We start from the raw sequence: 16,328 nt of genomic DNA on the forward strand, positions 1-16,328 counted from the left end.
ATGCGTGGCGCTAAACGTGGATGCCTTGCCTCGTATTCAAGGCCCCGTCGCGCTACACGCAGATGCTGCATTGGGTGCTGCATTAAATGCCGGGCAGCGGCTCGCTCAGTGATTCAGCTTGCCGAGCAGCAGATATTCCATCAAGGCCTTTTGCACGTGCAAACGATTTTCCGCCTCGTCCCACACGACGCTTTGCGGGCCGTCGATCACTTCGGCGCTGACTTCCTCGCCGCGATGGGCAGGCAGGCAGTGCATAAAGAGCGCATCTGCATTGGCACGCGCCATCATGTCGGCGTCGACGCACCAGTCGGCGAAGGCTTTCTTGCGCGCTTCGTTCTCGGCCTCGAAGCCCATGCTGGTCCAGACGTCGGTGGTCACGAGGTCGGCGCCCGTGCAGGCCTCGTTCGGATCGTCGAATTCTTCGTAGAACGGCGCGCTCTCGGCGGCGACCATGGCGCGGTCGAGCTTGTAGCCCGGCGGCGTGGACAGGCGCAGCTTGAAGCCGAGAATCTGCGCGGCTTCGATCCACGTGTACAGCATGTTGTTGGCGTCGCCGACCCACGCAACCGTCTTGCCGCGAATCGGACCGCGATGCTCGAAGTACGTGAAGATGTCCGCCAGCACCTGGCACGGGTGATATTCGTTGGTCAGCCCGTTGATTACCGGCACGCGCGAATTCTCGGCGAAGCGGGTGAGAATGTCCTGGCCGAACGTGCGGATCATGATGATGTCGACCATGCGCGAGATCACTTGCGCTGCGTCTTCGATCGGTTCGCCGCGGCCAAGTTGCGTGTCACGCGTGCTCATGAAAACGGCGTGACCGCCCAACTGGAAGATGCCGGCTTCGAACGACAGGCGCGTGCGTGTCGAATTTTTTTCGAAGATCATCGCCAGCGTGCGATCGTGCAGCGGATGGTAGGTCTCGTAGTTCTTGAATTTGCGTTTCAGAATGCGCGCGCGTTCCAGCACGTACTCGTAGTCTTCCAGCGAGAAATCCTTGAACTGCAGGTAGTGGCGAATTTTCTTGGCGGTCATGAAACAAATACGGCGGTCTCACCCGGCAGGATTGCCGGACGACGCCGCCGTCGTTTGTGGTAACTCAATGCAGCATAAAGGATTTCGCCCGATTTGACGAGTCGGCCAAAAGGCCGGGCAAGCCGGCTGAAAGCGTCGCCGATATCTCAGACTTGTCTTGTGTGCGCTGCGGAAAAAGGTCCGCTGCGCTATAATCTACGGGTTATCCCAAAGCCCAGCAGGCCGGTATTTCGCTTGCGGGACACGGCTCGCGCGGCTCGGAAAGGCCTGCTCGCGGTGTGCCGTCATGACAAGCGCAAAGGCGGCTCAGCCGGCCCTTCGCGGTTTCGGTGGTGTGGTTCGCCATCGCGGCACGGTCGGCGAGTCCAGGCAATTCAAAGCCGCTTCGCCGTTCGCTTTGCCGTCATCCCGCTGGGCAGTCACACAGGTATTCCTACATGGCCGAAGCAGCTCCAACCGAATATTTCATTCAGGGCATTACGTCGACGGGAAAAAAGTTTCGGCCGAGCGACTGGTCGGAGCGCCTCGCAGGCGTCATGGCATGCTTCGGCCCCGGTGCAAGGAAGGGGCCGAACGCTTATATGCAGTACTCGCTTTACGTCCGGCCGACCATGCTCGGCGACCTCAAATGCGTGATTCTCGATTCGCGCTTGCGTGACATCGAGCCGATGGCTTTCGACTTCGTCCTCAACTTCGCGAAAGACAACGACCTTATCGTGACCGAGGCTTGCGAGTTGCCGCCGGAGCATGGCACGCAGCAGACCAAGAACACGCGCTAAGGCGCAAGCCAGTCGAGTCGGCAAAAACAAAAACCCGCCAGCAGCGGGTTTTTTTGCGGCCGAAGCATCGGCATCGGCGAGTGGGGCGCACCATCGGCCTGCGCCGGTGCCAAGCAAAAAAGCCCGCCGAGGCGGGCCTTTCTGTGCAGCGGAAACAGGAGGTAGCCCACCGAAGCGGGCTGACCGGAATTACTGCGCTGCGGACGCTTGCAGACCCTTGATGGCTGCAGCGAGGCGGCTCTTATGGCGAGCAGCCTTGTTCTTGTGAACGATGTTCTTGTCGGCAATGATGTCGATGGTCTTCGACGATGCCTGGAAGATCTCAGCGGCCTTAGCCTTGTCGCCGGCGTCGATCGCCTTGCGGACAGCCTTGATAGCCGTGCGGAACTTCGAGCGCAGTGCCGAGTTGTGCGAGTTTGCCTTGGCGGCCTGGCGGGCGCGCTTGCGTGCTTGTGCGGAGTTAGCCATGACGGTTCCTTATCCTGTTCCTGTTTCCAGTACCTGACCTTCAAGTGGTGAGGTGCTGCTTTTAGATCGAACTCTTGGAAGCGATTGCCCAAGAGCGCAAAAGTGTCGAAAAAAATCGATCGGACTACGTGAAGGCTGGCCTGTGTTTTCGGGCTATTCGAGGATGTTCGCAGGTGGCGTGTCGCCGGCCGCGACCTCGTCTGGAAGTAGACCGAAAGTTGAGCGAGCTTCGAAACCGGCGATTATAGCAACAAAATCAGGCACGTGGCAACGGGAAAGCGCTACGAAGTCCTGCCGCCCCGTGGCGTAAAGCCTGGCACCCGGCTGGCGGCGATGCCGGGGCCGCCGCCCGAAGTCTGGCCGGAGTCCGCCTGGAAGTGGGCTGCGGGGATGTCCGACAGGACGCCGCCGCGCGGGCGGGCCACAAAAAACGCGCCAATCCGCCTGTCGGATCGAACGTCTGCGCGGCAAATCGGTCCGAATCGCGTTCCGGCTCGTCGTCCGCACTTGCGGCACCCGTATAATAAGCGCCCCATGAATCTATTCCGAGCCCTGCTGACGGTCAGCGGCTTCACGCTGCTGTCGCGCGTGACCGGACTGGCCCGCGAAACGCTGATCGCACGCGCGTTCGGTGCCAGTCAATACACTGACGCGTTCTACGTCGCCTTCCGCATTCCGAACCTGTTGCGCCGCATCTCCGCTGAAGGCGCGTTCTCGCAGGCCTTCGTGCCGATCCTCGCCGAGTTCAAGAATCAGCAAGGCCATGACGCCACCAAGGCGCTGGTGGACGCCACGTCGACGGTGCTCGCCTGGGCGCTCGCCGTCCTCTCGCTGATCGGCGTGGTCGGCGCGTCGGGCGTGGTGTTCATTGTCGCTTCGGGCCTCGCGCACGAGGGCCAGGCGTACGCGCTCGCGGTCACCATGACGCGCATCATGTTCCCGTACATCATTTTCATTTCGCTGACGTCGCTGGCGTCGGGCGTGCTGAATACGTACAAGAACTTCTCGCTGCCCGCATTCGCGCCGGTTCTGCTGAACGTCGCGTTCATCGTCGCCGCCGTGTTCGTCGCGCCGCGCCTGCAAACGCCGGTCTATGCGCTCGCGTGGGCGGTGATCGCGGGCGGCGTGCTGCAGTTCGTCGTGCAACTGCCGGGTCTGAAGAAGATCGACATGATTCCGCGCATCGGCCTGAATCCGGTGAAGGCGCTCGCGCATCGCGGCGTGAAGCGCGTGCTGTCCAAGATGGTGCCCGCGATGTTCGCCGTCTCGGTCGCGCAGATCAGCCTGATCATCAACACGAATATCGCGTCGCGCATCGGCCCGGGGGCGGTGTCCTGGATCAACTACGCCGACCGGCTGATGGAGTTCCCGACCGCGCTGCTGGGTGTCGCGCTCGGCACGATCCTGCTGCCGAGCCTCTCGAAGGCGCACGTCGACGCTGATCCGCACGAGTATTCGTCGCTGCTCGATTGGGGCTTGCGCGTCACCTTTCTGCTCGCCGCGCCGAGCGCCGTCGCACTGTTCTTCTTCGCAGAGCCGCTGACCGCCACGCTGTTCCACTACGGCAAGTTCGACGGCAACTCGGTGGTGATGACCTCTCGCGCGCTGTCCGCGTACGGCGTCGGGCTGATCGGCCTGATTCTCATCAAGATCCTCGCGCCGGGTTTCTACGCCAAGCAGGACATCAAGACGCCGGTGAAGATCGGTGTCGGCGTGTTGATTCTCACGCAGTTGAGCAACTATCTGTTCGTGCCGATCTTCGCTCATGCGGGTTTGACGCTGAGCGTTGGGCTCGGCGCTTGCGGTAATGCGCTGCTGCTGTTTCTCGGCCTGCGCAAACGCGACATCTATACGCCGTCGAGCGGCTGGCTCAAATTCTTCGTGCAGTTGCTCGGCGCCTGCCTCGTGCTGGCTGGCGCGATGCACTGGCTGGCGATCAGCTTCGACTGGATCGGCTTGCATAGCCGGCCGGTCGACCGCATGGCGTTGCTCGCAGCGTGCCTCGTTCTGTTCGCCGCGCTATATTTCGGTATGCTTTGGCTGATGGGCTTCAAGTACGCGTATTTCAAAAGGCGAGCGAAGTGATCACGATGACGCGAGTTCTCGACTATTTCAGCACGCTGGTTGCCGAAGACGACAGTCTTCCGTTGACCGAGGCGGCGCTCTCGCTCGCGCAGGATGCTTATCCCGACCTCGATCTGCAAGCCACGCTCGCCGAGATCGACGAGCTGGTGGTGCGTCTGCAGCGGCGCATGCCGGACGACGCCGACATCAAGCAGAAAGTCGGCATTCTGAACCGGTTCTTCTTTCGCGAGCTGGGTTTCGCCAGCAATCTCAACGACTATTACGACCCGGACAACAGCCATCTGAACGCGGTGCTCAAGCGGCGCCGCGGCATTCCGATTTCGCTGGCCGTGCTGTATCTGGAGATGGCTGAGCAGATCGGCGTTCCGGCGCGCGGCGTGTCTTTTCCCGGCCACTTCCTGTTGCGCGTGACCACGCCCGACGGCGACGTGATGCTCGATCCGACCAGCGGACATTCGCTGTCCGAGTCGGAGATGGTGGAGATGCTGGAGCCTTATGTCGCGTCGGCGGGCGAATCGGTGAGCAGGGCGCTGCGCATGCTGCTGCAACCGGCCACGCGCCGCGAGATCATCGCCCGCATGCTGCGCAACCTGAAGTCCACGTATCTTCAGACGGAACGCTGGCAGCGTTTGCTGGCGGTGCAGCAGCGTCTCGTGATCCTGCTGCCGGAGAGTATCGAAGAAGTGCGCGACCGCGGCTTCGCGTATGCGCGGCTCGATTACCTGCGCCCCGCGCTCGAAGACCTGGAGCGTTATCTGGGCGACCGGCCGGATGCCGAAGACGCAACGGTGGTCGAGTCGCAATTGCACGAACTGCGTCAGCGTACCCAGCACAACGATCGCGAGTAGGCAGTGCGCAGTGGGGGTAGCGCCCGCTGGTACGGCTCAAAACAAAACGCCTGCACACATTCGTGTGCAGGCGTTTTTTCATTGACGCGCCCCTTTCAGACGGCACGCCGCATGGACGCTCACTTCGGCTGCATGCGGATCGCGCCGTCCAGACGGATCACTTCGCCATTGAGCATCGGGTTGTCGAAGATCTGCTTGGCCAGCATCGCGTACTCCGCCGGTTTGCCAAGACGCGGTGGGAACGGCACCATTGCGCCGAGGGCGTCCTGCACTTCCTGCGGCATGCCGAGCAGCATGGGCGTTTCGAAAATGCCCGGCGCAATGGTCATCACGCGGATCGCGTTGCGCGACAGGTCACGGGCGATGGGCAGCGTCATGCCGACCACGCCGCTCTTGGACGCGGCGTAAGCCGCCTGGCCGATCTGGCCATCATAGGCGGCCACCGACGCCGTATTGATGATCACGCCACGCTCGCCATTCGCATTCGGCTCGTTCTTCGACATGGCCGCGGCGGCAAGCCGGATCATGTTGAACGTGCCGATCAGGTTGATCGAGATGGTGCGCGCGAACGAATCGAGCGGATGGGGGCCGTCCTTGCCGACCGTTTTGATGGCAGGCGCGACACCCGCGCAATTGACGAGGCCGCGCAGCGTGCCGAGTTTGGTGGCGGCTTCGACGGCTTGCGTGGCGTCGTCTTCACGGCTGACGTCGCATTTGACGAAGACACCGCCGAGTTCGTTGGCGAGCGCTTCGCCGGCCTCCACGTTCAGATCGGCGAGCACCACCTTGCCGCCATTTTCGACGAGCAGGCGTGCGGTGGCTGCGCCCAAGCCTGACGCACCGCCGGTGATCAGGAACACATTGTCACGAATCTCCATGTCTTCTCCTTTGCTACGGTTCAGTAGTGTCTAGATCGAATATTTTTTCGATGATCGATTGTAACGACTATGCTGCAACGCGGAAAGCGCGACGGGCTGAAAGCAAACCATTATGGATCGCTAAGTAATACGGGGTGCAGCGCGCGGAGAACGGGCACTGCATCCGCGCAATGCAATAAAAAACCCGCCGGCAAGGGCGGGTCCTATTGAAACAAACGCAAACGAAAACGCGCTTACTTCAATGCCTCGAATGCGCGTTCACGAATTTCCTCGACGCTGCCGAGCCCCGAAATGCGGCGATACTGCGGCGCCTTCAACGAGGTCGACGAATCGCCGTTCTTCGCCCAGGTGTTGTAGTACTCGATCAACGGCTTGGTTTGCGCCTCGTACACTTCCAGACGCTTCTTGACCGTTTCTTCCTTGTCGTCGTCGCGCTGAATCAGCGGTTCGCCCGTCACGTCGTCCACGCCTTCCACTTTCGGCGGATTGAACTTGACGTGGTACGTACGGCCCGACGCGGCGTGCGAGCGGCGACCGCTCATACGCAAGATGATCTCGTCGAACGGCACGTCGATTTCCAGCACGTAGTCGATCGCGACGCCGGCCTGCTTCATCGCCTCGGCTTGCGGAATGGTGCGCGGAAAACCGTCGAACAGATAGCCGTTCGCGCAGTCGGCCTGCTGCAGACGTTCCTTCACCAAGTTGATGATCAACTCGTCCGTGACCAGTTCGCCGGCATCCATGAAGCGCTTCGCTTCGAGGCCAAGCGGCGTGCCTGCCTTGACGGCCGCACGCAGCATGTCGCCGGTGGAAATTTGCGGAATGCCGAACTTTTCCTTGATGAAGGTCGCCTGGGTGCCCTTACCCGCGCCGGGCGCACCCAATAGGATCAAACGCATGTGCTATCTCCAGATCTATGTGAATTCTTTGGTGGCGCTGCAGCCGTCCCACGATGTCTCGAGGGCTCCGCGTCGGCTGCCGGTACGAGTCTCGCGCTGCACGTTAAAGAAACGGCGCTGCAGGACCGTAACGGCGCGACCGGGCAAACCCTGAACCTCGTTTGTCTCGGGAGGCGCGCACAACCGTCCGATTATGCCATGGGTTTTTGCGCTCAAGACCCGAATAAAGCCTGCACGCGCGCGAGATCGGCGGGCGTGTCGACGCCGGGCAGCGGCACGTCGTGGGTGACGAGCACCGCGATTCGCTCGCCATGCCACATCGCGCGCAGTTGTTCGAGCGCTTCGACCTGTTCGATCGGCGAGATCGCGAGGCTCGGGTAGGTGCGCAGGAATTGCGCGCGGTACGCGTACAGGCCGATATGCCGATGAACCACCGCGGGCGCGGGCGGAGTGGGCATCGACGCGACATTGGGCCAGTGCGGCTGATACGCGTCGCGTGCCCAGGGAATCGGCGCGCGCGAGAAGTACAGCGCGACGCCGCGCGCGTCGAGCACGACCTTGACGACGTTCGGGTTGAAAATTTCGGCGGGGTCGGTGATCGGGTGGGCAGCAGTGGCGATCGCGCAACCACTGCTCGCCGCAAGGTGCGACGCCACGCCGCACACGAGCGCGGGATCGATCAGCGGCTCGTCGCCCTGCACGTTGACCACGATCGTGTCGTCGCTCCAGCCGAATTGCGCCGCGACTTCCGCGAGGCGGTCCGTGCCGGACGGATGGTCCGCGCGCGTCAACACGGCTTCGAAGCCGTGATCGCGGGCGGCGTCGAGCACCGCTTGCGCGTCCGAGGCGACCAGCACCTGCTGCGCGCCGGATTCGCGCGCGCGTTCCGCGACCCGCACCACCATCGGCTTGCCGCCGATATCGGCGAGCGGCTTGTTGGGCAGACGCGTCGAGGCGAGCCGGGCCGGGACGACGGCGATGAACGGAGGCGTGGTGGTGTTGGCGTGGGTCATCGGCAGGACAGGCGCAGAGACGGGCGGAACGGCGGGCGGCGATGAAGCCGCGGGAAGGTGGCCGCGCAAACTGCAAGGGCGCGGACCGGAAAGACGGCGGATGCGGATCGAAACACAAGGGGCGCCCGCATGGCGGCCGCCCGGTGCGAGTCGCTCCGGCTTCAGGCCACGGAACCCGGATTCAGATCGACCGGCGTGCCTTCCACGGTTTGCCGCGCTTCGTCGACGAGCATGACGGGAATCCCGTCGCGGATCGGATAGGCGAGCTTGTCCGCATTGCAGATCAGTTCCTGCGCGGCGCGGTCGTAGCTGAGCGGGCCCTTGCAGATCGGGCAGACGAGAATTTCAAGCAGGCGAGCGTCCACGGACTTTCTCCACAACTAATGCGATGAGGCGATGATCGAGCGCGGCTTCGACCGGGACTACCCAGATGCGCGCGTCGTGCCAGGACCCTAATTTTACCGCATCCTTTTCTGTTATCAGGATGGCGTCGGCGTCCACGTCGGTAAAAGGATTGCGTTCGAACGCGTAATGATCCGGCAACGCGCGGGTGGCCGGCGTCAGGCCGGCGGCGCGCAGCGTGGCGAAAAAACGCTCCGGCGCGCCGATGCCGGCCGCGGCCAGCACGCGATCGCCGCTGAATTGCGCGAGCGGTCGGCGCAACGCGGGATTGTCCAGATGCCACGCGTCGCCGGGCGTGAGTTTCAACGCGAAGGTGTTCGGCCACGCGGGCAGCGTGCGCGCGTAAGGATCATTGACGAGCGTCGCATCGCGGCGGCGCGACAAGGGCTCGCGCAGCGGGCCGGCCGGCAGCAGGAAACCATTGCCGCCGAGCCGGTGATCGAACACGACCAGTTCGGCATCGCGTTCGAGCCGGTAATGCTGCAAGCCGTCATCGCTCACGATCACGTCGACTTCGCGGTGCGCGGCGCACAGCGCCTGCGCAGCCGCCACGCGATCCGGACAGACCCAGACCGGCGCGCCGGTACGGCGGGCGATCAGCAGCGGCTCGTCGCCGCCCACGCTCGCCGCCGATGCAGGCGTGACCCGTGTCGGGCTCGTCACGCGCGCGCCGTAGCCGCGCGACACCACGCCGGGCTTGAAGCCCGCGGCGCGTAACGCTTCGACGAGCGCGATCACCGTGGGCGTCTTGCCGGTGCCCCCGACGGTCACATTGCCGACCACCACCACGGGCACGCCGATGCGAACCGATTTCAACCAGCCGAACGAAAAGGCGGCGCGGCGCGCGGCGGCGATCGCGCCGAACACGCAGGCGAACGGCGTCAGCGCCCATGCAAGCGGGCCACGCTGCTGCCATTCGCGCGCAAGGCGTGCTTCGAGACGGTTGTGAATTTCGCTCATGGGCGGGTCGCACGGACGAACGGCGCGCCGCCCGTCGGAAAGCGCCGGGACGGCGGCATGAAGGAGCTAGGCGCAAAACGCGGGGCAAGCATCAACGCGGTTCTCCGGACTGTCGATAATGAGGCCAAAGGCGAAACAGGGCGGCACAGGGCGAGGGTGCCGCAATGCCGGACGCCGCGAGGACGTTCGGCATGCCGTCGAACCCGCCACTCTAGCGCGCGTGCGTCCCGCCCGGCAAGTCGCCTGCGGGGCGGCGCGCGTCGAAACGGCCCTGACGATGTCGGGCGCCGCCTGTGGATAACTTTGTGGAGAACCTGCCATCCGACGAGCGGAGAGGGCCGGTCCGTGCGCTCGTGATCGGTAATCATTCTCTTTAGTGAGATGTAAACGCCATATAAATCAACGACATGCTTTGAATTCATGCGCTTGCGCAGGCAGTCTGGCGCGATTCGTCTGGCAGGTCCCGCCATGTGGACACTTTTAACAATTCGAGCGCCACGCTGGACGGCAATGGCCGCTCGGTCTATCGTCTATCCGGCCAGCCACCCCTATTCCTCGCATGAATCCCGAAAGCCCTTTTTCCTCGTCGGCCGCGCCCGGCGGTGAAGTCGTCGTTCCCGTCTCGGCGCTCAATCGCGCGATCGGCACGATGCTCGAACGCTCGTTTCCGCTCGTCTGGGTCGCCGGCGAAGTGTCCAACTTCACCCGTGCCGCAAGCGGCCATTGGTATTTCTCGATCAAGGACGCGCAGGCGCAGATGCGTTGCGTGATGTTCCGCGGGCGGGCGCAATACGCCGAATTCACGCCACGCGAAGGCGATCGCATCGAAGTGCGCGCGCTGGTGACGATGTACGAGCCGCGCGGCGAACTGCAATTGAATGTGGAAGCGGTGCGGCGCACGGGGCAGGGGCGTCTTTACGAAGCGTTTCTCCGGCTGAAAGCGCAGCTCGAAGCCGAGGGTCTCTTTGCCGCCGAGCGAAAACGCGCGTTGCCGGCTCATCCGCGAGCGATCGGCATTGTCACATCGTTGCAGGCCGCGGCCTTGCGCGATGTCCTGACCACGCTGTCGCGCCGCGCGCCGCACATTCCGGTGATCGTCTATCCAGCGCCGGTGCAGGGTGTGGGCGTGAGCGCCAAGCTCGCCGCGATGGTCGACGCCGCCAACGCAAGGCGCGAAGTCGACGTGCTGATCGTCTGCCGTGGCGGCGGCTCGATCGAAGACCTGTGGGCGTTCAACGAAGAAGTCCTGGCGCGCGCGATTGCGGAAAGCGCCATTCCGGTGGTGAGCGGAGTCGGTCACGAAACCGATTTCACGATTGCCGATTTCGCCGCCGACGTGCGCGCACCGACACCGACCGGCGCCGCCGAACTGGTGAGTCCGCAGCGCGTGCTGCTGCTGCGTGAGCTCGACCATCGTCATGCGACGCTCGCACGCGGCTTCGGCCGCATGATGGAGCGGCGCGCCCAGCAACTCGACTGGCTCGCGCGCCGGCTGGTGTCGCCGGCCGAACGTCTTGCGCGGCAGCGCACGCATGTGCAGCAGTTGAGCGTGCGGCTCGCATCGGCGGGCGCGCGCCCGGTGCGCGACGCACGAGCACGGTTTTCGCTGCTACAGATGCGCTGGCAGCGCTGGCGTCCGGATCTCGCCGGGCATCAGGCGAAGCTCGGCAATCTCGCGCAGCGTCTGGACGCGGCTTTGTTACGCCAGCATGAACGTCAGACCGCGCGCATCGACACGCTTGCCGCGCGTCTCGAAGTGCTCAGTCCGCAGCGTACGCTCGAGCGTGGTTATGCTGCCGTGCTGGACGCCCAGAGCGGGCGCGCGGTGCGCGCGCCGTCGTCGTTGAAGCCGGGGCGGCGTTTGACGGTGCATCTCGCCGAAGGCAGCGCGGACATTGCGCTCGCGGATGTGCAGCCACGCCTGACGGACGGTTTCTGACACTTCGCCGACGGTGTGAGCGGACGTACTTTTTGACGATGGCAACGATCGGGCACACCGCGTGCGAAGGCATTAATCACGCTATGTGTGCGGCATGTTCGCCGATGCCGGACATAAAGTCCGTTGGTTTGCGGGGTTTTTCCAACTCGCCTACAATCGAGTGCTCTAAAGCGTTATCCGCAGACTCCCCCACAACAGATACAGACAGAAGGAAAGCACCATGGAACATACGCTCCCGCCGCTGCCGTTCGCGAAAAACGCACTCGCTCCGAACATGTCGGAAGAGACGCTCGAGTTTCACTACGGCAAGCATCACCAGACCTATGTGACCAACCTGAACAATCTGATCAAGGGCACGGAGTTCGAGAACCTGTCGCTCGAGGAAATCGTCAAGAAGGCATCGGGCGGCGTGTTCAACAACGCGGCTCAAGTGTGGAACCACACGTTCTTCTGGAACAGCCTGTCGCCGCAAGGTGGCGGTGCTCCGACCGGCGCGCTGGCTGAAGCGATCAACGCCAAGTGGGGTTCGTTCGAGAAGTTCAAGGAAGAGTTCGCCAAGACCGCAGTCGGCACGTTCGGCTCGGGTTGGGCATGGCTCGTGAAGAAGGCTGACGGTTCGCTCGACCTGGTGTCGACGAGCAACGCCGCCACGCCGCTGACCACCGACGCGAAAGCACTGCTGACGATCGACGTGTGGGAACACGCTTACTACATCGACTACCGCAATGCGCGTCCGAAGTTCGTCGAAGCGTACTGGAACATCGTCAATTGGGAATTCGCGTCGAAGAACTTCGCGTGAGTTTGCGGTTGAGCAAAGGTTGATGCGGTCTCCCGCAATAAGCTTTGCAAACTGTCGCCAATATGAAAGCCCTCCGCGAGAGGGCTTTTTTGTGCCCGCGATTCGTTTTACACAATTGGTTCACACGATTCATTTCACAAGGCATTCGAGCGAGGCGGTTGCTCGGGGGTAGTATGAGTGTCGAGAGAATCGAAGGTTGAAGTCTGCGAGTCTCCTCGATCAGGAAGTCGTAGCCTGTCGCGGCCTTCTGCGCGAATCGACAATTCATGCATGCATCATGGAGCCCAATCGGAGTTCCTCATGAAAGGCAGTCAACTGACGCTGTTTGCAGCCAACCAGAGCCACCGCAAGAGCCACATGACCATCGTCGACTGGATTCTCGACAGGACGAAGGCGGCCGGCATCGAGGGTGCGACGGTGATCGAAGTGAGCGAAAGCATCGACGCGCACGGCAAGTACCACGCGGCGCGGTTTTTCGAATTGGTCGACCAACCGGTGGTCGTCACGGTGGCGGCGGCGGATGATCGCATCGACGCACTACTCGATAGCCTTCGGCATGGCGGTGTTCATCTCTTCTACACGCGTTGTCCCATCGAATACGAAGTGCTTGGCGCGGACGCACAGGAGGGTGGCGAGTAGCGTCCGCGTTTATGCCGATGTTCGGCAGAGACCCCGGTCGCCCCCGCAGGCGCGACAGTGCCGGGCACGCTCGTGTGTCGTGTGGGCGATAGACTAGAATGAATCAAGCTGGCCGCGACCCCGCGTCCGGCAGCGGAGAGGCACGATGAACGGCTATCAACTGACGTTCTATACGGAACACAACCGGAAGCACGGCCATCAGACCGTATGCGAATGGCTGTTGCATGAGGTGCGCCAACTCGGGATCGGCGGCGCGACCGTCATCAATTGTGCCGAAGGGATCGGCCACGCCGGTTCGCGTCACGCGGCGCATATGCTCAAACTCGACGATCAGCCGGTGCAGATCATTCTTGCCGTGACGGAAGCGGAAGCGCAGCAGCTTCTCGATATTGTGCGCGCCGAAAACGTCCATGTGTTCTACATGCGTTTTCCGATCGAATTCGGTGTGATCGGCGACGCCGCCCCGCACAAAGCGTCAAAGCATTTTTCCCTGTTTGGTCGTTCGGCGGGCTAGCAGGAACACGGGCCTTGCGTGTGTTTGTGCTTCGATAAAGTATCGGATGCCTAATCAATACTCAGGCTGATTCTCCGGGCTTCAATGCAATCCACGTGGTTTGCCATGCGCGATGGCTCGCGAGGGAGCGCGAGCGATTGCCGAGCATCCAGACACACTTCGTGTTGCCCGGAAGGAACGATTCTCTTTGATTGGGCGAGCGGTCATGTCGTCGGCCCGACTCGAAACATGATGCGGGAGTGCCGTTTCCGGGGGGCGTTGTGTTATCCCTGCTGCCGTGCAGCGTGCTCATTGCGGCCGGGGCGTTTTCCATCCTGGCACCGAGCAAACGCCTTTCCGGTGGCCACGTTATAGTCACGACCTATCAATACCATTGCAGGAAACGCTTTCTATTGCGAGAAACTCTCACGTATATTTTAGTTCCCAACAGATCTGAAACGGTGAGCCATTCTCGTCCAATTGCACGCCACGATAGCCCGCGTCGCAGCACGGCCCCGTGCCGCGGGTGATCAGCCGCGGTACGTCAGAAAGCGCGCACCACGAGGTTTCAGGCAGACCCGCCAGCGCCGGATCGTCGTCGCGCCTGGCGGTCTGACGCCACAGTAGAACATCCCGGTTTACGTCTCCCAAGGAGGTAACGCATGTCAAGCGAAGCAAAGTGCCCGTTCAATCATGCCGCCGGCGGCGGCACCACGAACCGTGACTGGTGGCCGAAGCAGTTGCGGCTGGATTTGCTCAGCCAGCACTCCGGCAAGTCGAACCCGTTGGACAGCAGCTTCAACTATGCTGAGGCGTTCAAGAGCCTCGACCTGGCGGCAGTGAAGAAGGACCTTGCGGCATTGATGACCAACTCGCAGGATTGGTGGCCCGCGGACTTCGGCCACTACGGCCCGCTGTTCATCCGCATGGCGTGGCACAGCGCAGGCACCTATCGAATCGGCGACGGCCGCGGCGGCGCAGGGCGCGGCCAGCAACGGTTCGCGCCGCTCAACAGCTGGCCTGACAACGTCAGCCTGGATAAGGCTCGCCGCCTGCTTTGGCCGATCAAGCAAAAGTACGGGCAGAAGATTTCCTGGGCCGACCTGTTGATTCTCACCGGCAACGTCGCGCTCGAAACCATGGGCTTCAAGACGTTCGGTTTCGCGGGTGGTCGCGAGGACACGTGGGAGCCGGACCAGGACGTCTACTGGGGCAATGAAAAGACCTGGCTCGGTGGCGACGTCCGCTATGGCAAAGGCGCAGCCGGCGACAACGACGACGGTGGCGTGATCGTCGCTGACGAAGAAAAGCACGGCGAAGAGGTGAGCCGCGACACCAGCGGGCGAACCCTGGAAAATCCGCTGGGTGCGGTGCAGATGGGCCTCATCTATGTGAACCCGGAAGGTCCCGACGGCAATCCGGACCCGCTCGCCGCGGCACACGACATTCGCGAAACCTTCGCGCGCATGGCCATGAACGACGAAGAGACCGTCGCGCTGATCGCCGGCGGTCACACGTTCGGCAAGACGCATGGCGCAGGTCCGGCCGACAACGTCGGCCCTGAACCCGAGGCCGCCGATCTCGAGAACCAGGGGCTTGGGTGGAAGAACAGCTTCGGCACGGGCAAGGGCGGCGACACGATCACCAGCGGTCTGGAAGTGACCTGGACCACCACGCCGACCAAGTGGGGCAACGGCTTCTTCGAAAACCTCTTCAAGTACGAATGGGAGTTGACCAAGAGTCCCGCCGGCGCGCATCAGTGGGTCGCCAAGGATGCCGGCGAAACGATCCCGCATGCTCACGATCCCTCGAAGAAGCTGCGCCCGACGATGCTCACCACGGACCTCTCGCTGCGCTTCGACCCCGCCTACGAGAAGATTTCGCGGCGTTTCCTGGAGAACCCGGACCAGCTCGCCGATGCGTTCGCCCGTGCCTGGTTCAAGCTGACTCACCGCGACATGGGGCCGTATGCCCGTTATCTCGGACCGGAAGTGCCGGCCGAAAAACTGATCTGGCAGGACCCGATTCCGGAGGTCGACCATCCGCTGGTGAACGAGCAGGACATCGCCTCGCTCAAGCAGAAGACTCTCGCGTCGGGACTGTCGGTCTCGCAACTGGCGTCGACGGCATGGGCGTCGGCCTCCACGTTCCGCGGCTCGGACAAACGTGGCGGCGCCAACGGTGCGCGCATTCGCCTCGCGCCGCAGAAAGACTGGGCGGTGAACCAGCCTGAGCAACTGGCGAAGGTGCTGAAAGTTCTCGAAGGCATCCAGAGCGAGTTCAATGGCGCGCAGGCTGGCGGCAAGAAAATTTCGCTGGCCGACCTGATCGTGCTGGCCGGTGGCGCCGCCGTCGAGCAGGCGGCGAAGAGCGCCGGTCATCAGGTGAGCGTGCCTTTCACGCCGGGCCGCATGGACGCCTCGCAGGAGCAGACCGACGTGCAATCCGTCGCGGCGCTCGAACCGCTTGCCGATGGCTTTCGCAACTACCTGAAGGCCAAGTACCGCGCCCCGGCGGAAGCGTTGCTGATCGACAAGGCGCAATTGCTGACGTTGACCGCGCCGGAGATGACGGTGCTGATCGGCGGCTTGCGCGCGTTGAATGTTCACGCGGGGCAGGATTCGCACGGCGTATTCACCCACAGGCCAGAGACGCTGTCCAATGACTTCTTCCGTAACCTGCTCGATATGGGTACGGAGTGGAAGCCGCTGTCCTCCGCCCGTGATGTGTTCGAGGGGCGTGATCGCAAGACCGGCGAGCTCAAATGGACGGGCACGCGCGTCGACCTGGTCTTTGGTTCGCATGCCCAACTGCGAGCGCTGTGCGAAGTCTATGCAAGCGAAGACGCACAGGAAAAATTCATCCGCGACTTCGTTGCAGCCTGGGCCAAAGTGATGGATCTCGACCGCTTCGACATCGCCCGATAGGTCGAATCGCCCCGTCAGCTCAGTTCCTCTGACGGGGCCTTTTGACGCATGTGGCGAGCCAGATCATCTTTGTCACAGTTGGTAACGGCAATCAGGCGCTCAAAGCGTTTTCAGCCTGTCGGCGGCGCATCTCGATATACGCGGTAAAAATACGGTAACTATCT

At 62.7% G+C, this 16,328-nt stretch carries 15 protein-coding genes; 8 read left to right on the plus strand and 7 right to left on the minus strand.

Annotation, left to right across the window (positions count from 1 at the left end; genetic code table 11):
- Positions 1–105 precede the first annotated feature (105 nt).
- The gene (gene argF / locus P0D70_RS22130; RefSeq protein ID WP_091799565.1) at positions 106–1,035 is read right to left on the minus strand and encodes an ornithine carbamoyltransferase; all 930 of its coding nucleotides are present in this window, start codon (positions 1,033–1,035) and stop codon (positions 106–108) included.
- 437 nt (positions 1,036–1,472) lie between these two features.
- Between argF and P0D70_RS22135 the strand changes: the two genes are divergently transcribed.
- Positions 1,473–1,814, plus strand: a complete 342-nt coding sequence (locus P0D70_RS22135) for a DUF3579 domain-containing protein (RefSeq protein WP_091799568.1) — start codon at positions 1,473–1,475, stop codon at positions 1,812–1,814.
- A gap of 189 nt (positions 1,815–2,003) precedes the next feature.
- Here P0D70_RS22135 and rpsT read toward each other — a convergent pair whose 3' ends face one another.
- Positions 2,004–2,282 carry a 30S ribosomal protein S20 gene (rpsT, locus tag P0D70_RS22140; protein ID WP_012434165.1) on the minus strand — a complete coding sequence of 93 codons (279 nt, stop codon included), beginning with the start codon at positions 2,280–2,282 and terminating at the stop codon, positions 2,004–2,006.
- Positions 2,283–2,816: 534 nt separating this feature from the next.
- On the opposite strand from rpsT, the gene murJ reads away from it, so the two are divergent.
- Together murJ and P0D70_RS22150 are read left to right on the plus strand one after the other, a co-directional pair.
- Positions 2,817–4,367, plus strand: a complete 1,551-nt coding sequence (gene murJ / locus P0D70_RS22145) for a murein biosynthesis integral membrane protein MurJ (RefSeq protein WP_408186048.1) — start codon at positions 2,817–2,819, stop codon at positions 4,365–4,367.
- Positions 4,368–4,372: 5 nt separating this feature from the next.
- Positions 4,373–5,215, plus strand: coding sequence for a SirB1 family protein (locus P0D70_RS22150; protein ID WP_408186049.1), 843 nt, complete (start codon positions 4,373–4,375; stop codon positions 5,213–5,215).
- A 119-nt stretch (positions 5,216–5,334) separates the two neighbouring features.
- Here the strand turns inward: P0D70_RS22150 and P0D70_RS22155 are convergent, their stop codons facing one another.
- From P0D70_RS22155 to lpxK, 5 genes are all read right to left on the minus strand, one after another.
- Entirely contained in the window at positions 5,335–6,093 is a 759-nt protein-coding gene (locus P0D70_RS22155) for a 3-hydroxyacyl-CoA dehydrogenase (protein WP_408186050.1), read from the minus strand.
- Between the two features lie 233 nt (positions 6,094–6,326).
- A complete protein-coding gene (gene adk, locus P0D70_RS22160; protein ID WP_091799577.1) occupies positions 6,327–6,992 on the minus strand; it encodes an adenylate kinase in 666 nt (221 codons plus the stop codon).
- A 212-nt stretch (positions 6,993–7,204) separates the two neighbouring features.
- A complete protein-coding gene (gene kdsB / locus P0D70_RS22165) occupies positions 7,205–8,005 on the minus strand; it encodes a 3-deoxy-manno-octulosonate cytidylyltransferase (RefSeq protein ID WP_408186051.1) in 801 nt (266 codons plus the stop codon).
- Between the two features lie 161 nt (positions 8,006–8,166).
- On the minus strand, positions 8,167–8,370 hold the full coding sequence (locus tag P0D70_RS22170; RefSeq protein WP_007180583.1) for a Trm112 family protein: 204 nt from the start codon (positions 8,368–8,370) through the stop codon (positions 8,167–8,169).
- Positions 8,351–9,367: a tetraacyldisaccharide 4'-kinase gene (gene lpxK, locus P0D70_RS22175; protein WP_408186052.1), complete on the minus strand. Its 1,017-nt coding sequence runs from the start codon at positions 9,365–9,367 to the stop codon at positions 8,351–8,353. The genes P0D70_RS22170 and lpxK overlap by 20 nt, the downstream gene beginning before the upstream one ends.
- A 559-nt stretch (positions 9,368–9,926) precedes the next feature.
- Between lpxK and xseA the strand changes: the two genes are divergently transcribed.
- The 5 genes from xseA to katG all read left to right on the plus strand — a co-directional run bounded on the left by xseA (position 9,927) and on the right by katG (position 16,164).
- The gene (gene xseA / locus P0D70_RS22180; RefSeq protein ID WP_408186053.1) at positions 9,927–11,306 is read left to right on the plus strand and encodes an exodeoxyribonuclease VII large subunit; all 1,380 of its coding nucleotides are present in this window, start codon (positions 9,927–9,929) and stop codon (positions 11,304–11,306) included.
- Positions 11,307–11,526: 220 nt separating this feature from the next.
- Complete coding sequence (gene sodB / locus P0D70_RS22185; protein WP_408186054.1) at positions 11,527–12,105, plus strand: superoxide dismutase [Fe]; 579 nt, start codon at positions 11,527–11,529, stop codon at positions 12,103–12,105.
- Between the two features lie 300 nt (positions 12,106–12,405).
- Positions 12,406–12,744 carry a DUF190 domain-containing protein gene (locus P0D70_RS22190; RefSeq protein WP_091799591.1) on the plus strand — a complete coding sequence of 113 codons (339 nt, stop codon included), beginning with the start codon at positions 12,406–12,408 and terminating at the stop codon, positions 12,742–12,744.
- Positions 12,745–12,889: 145 nt separating this feature from the next.
- The gene (locus P0D70_RS22195) at positions 12,890–13,258 is read left to right on the plus strand and encodes a DUF190 domain-containing protein (RefSeq protein ID WP_408186055.1); all 369 of its coding nucleotides are present in this window, start codon (positions 12,890–12,892) and stop codon (positions 13,256–13,258) included.
- Between the two features lie 641 nt (positions 13,259–13,899).
- A complete protein-coding gene (katG, locus tag P0D70_RS22200; RefSeq protein ID WP_408186056.1) occupies positions 13,900–16,164 on the plus strand; it encodes a catalase/peroxidase HPI in 2,265 nt (754 codons plus the stop codon).
- Positions 16,165–16,328 lie beyond the last annotated feature (164 nt).

Origin of the sequence: Paraburkholderia sp. RL17-381-BIF-C (assembly GCF_046026435.1) — a bacterium.
Taxonomy (GTDB): Bacteria; Pseudomonadota; Gammaproteobacteria; order Burkholderiales; family Burkholderiaceae; genus Paraburkholderia.

What these genes read in the sequence shown, in the direction of transcription:
- argF (WP_091799565.1), bottom strand. Translation starts at nt 1,035, where the DNA reads ATGACCGCCAAGAAAATTCGCCACTACCTGCAGTTCAAGGATTTCTCG.
- P0D70_RS22135 (WP_091799568.1), top strand. Translation starts at nt 1,473, where the DNA reads ATGGCCGAAGCAGCTCCAACCGAATATTTCATTCAGGGCATTACGTCG.
- rpsT (WP_012434165.1), bottom strand. Translation starts at nt 2,282, where the DNA reads ATGGCTAACTCCGCACAAGCACGCAAGCGCGCCCGCCAGGCCGCCAAG.
- murJ (WP_408186048.1), top strand. Translation starts at nt 2,817, where the DNA reads ATGAATCTATTCCGAGCCCTGCTGACGGTCAGCGGCTTCACGCTGCTG.
- P0D70_RS22150 (WP_408186049.1), top strand. Translation starts at nt 4,373, where the DNA reads ATGACGCGAGTTCTCGACTATTTCAGCACGCTGGTTGCCGAAGACGAC.
- P0D70_RS22155 (WP_408186050.1), bottom strand. Translation starts at nt 6,093, where the DNA reads ATGGAGATTCGTGACAATGTGTTCCTGATCACCGGCGGTGCGTCAGGC.
- adk (WP_091799577.1), bottom strand. Translation starts at nt 6,992, where the DNA reads ATGCGTTTGATCCTATTGGGTGCGCCCGGCGCGGGTAAGGGCACCCAG.
- kdsB (WP_408186051.1), bottom strand. Translation starts at nt 8,005, where the DNA reads ATGACCCACGCCAACACCACCACGCCTCCGTTCATCGCCGTCGTCCCG.
- lpxK (WP_408186052.1), bottom strand. Translation starts at nt 9,367, where the DNA reads ATGAGCGAAATTCACAACCGTCTCGAAGCACGCCTTGCGCGCGAATGG.
- xseA (WP_408186053.1), top strand. Translation starts at nt 9,927, where the DNA reads ATGAATCCCGAAAGCCCTTTTTCCTCGTCGGCCGCGCCCGGCGGTGAA.
- sodB (WP_408186054.1), top strand. Translation starts at nt 11,527, where the DNA reads ATGGAACATACGCTCCCGCCGCTGCCGTTCGCGAAAAACGCACTCGCT.
- P0D70_RS22190 (WP_091799591.1), top strand. Translation starts at nt 12,406, where the DNA reads ATGAAAGGCAGTCAACTGACGCTGTTTGCAGCCAACCAGAGCCACCGC.
- P0D70_RS22195 (WP_408186055.1), top strand. Translation starts at nt 12,890, where the DNA reads ATGAACGGCTATCAACTGACGTTCTATACGGAACACAACCGGAAGCAC.
- katG (WP_408186056.1), top strand. Translation starts at nt 13,900, where the DNA reads ATGTCAAGCGAAGCAAAGTGCCCGTTCAATCATGCCGCCGGCGGCGGC.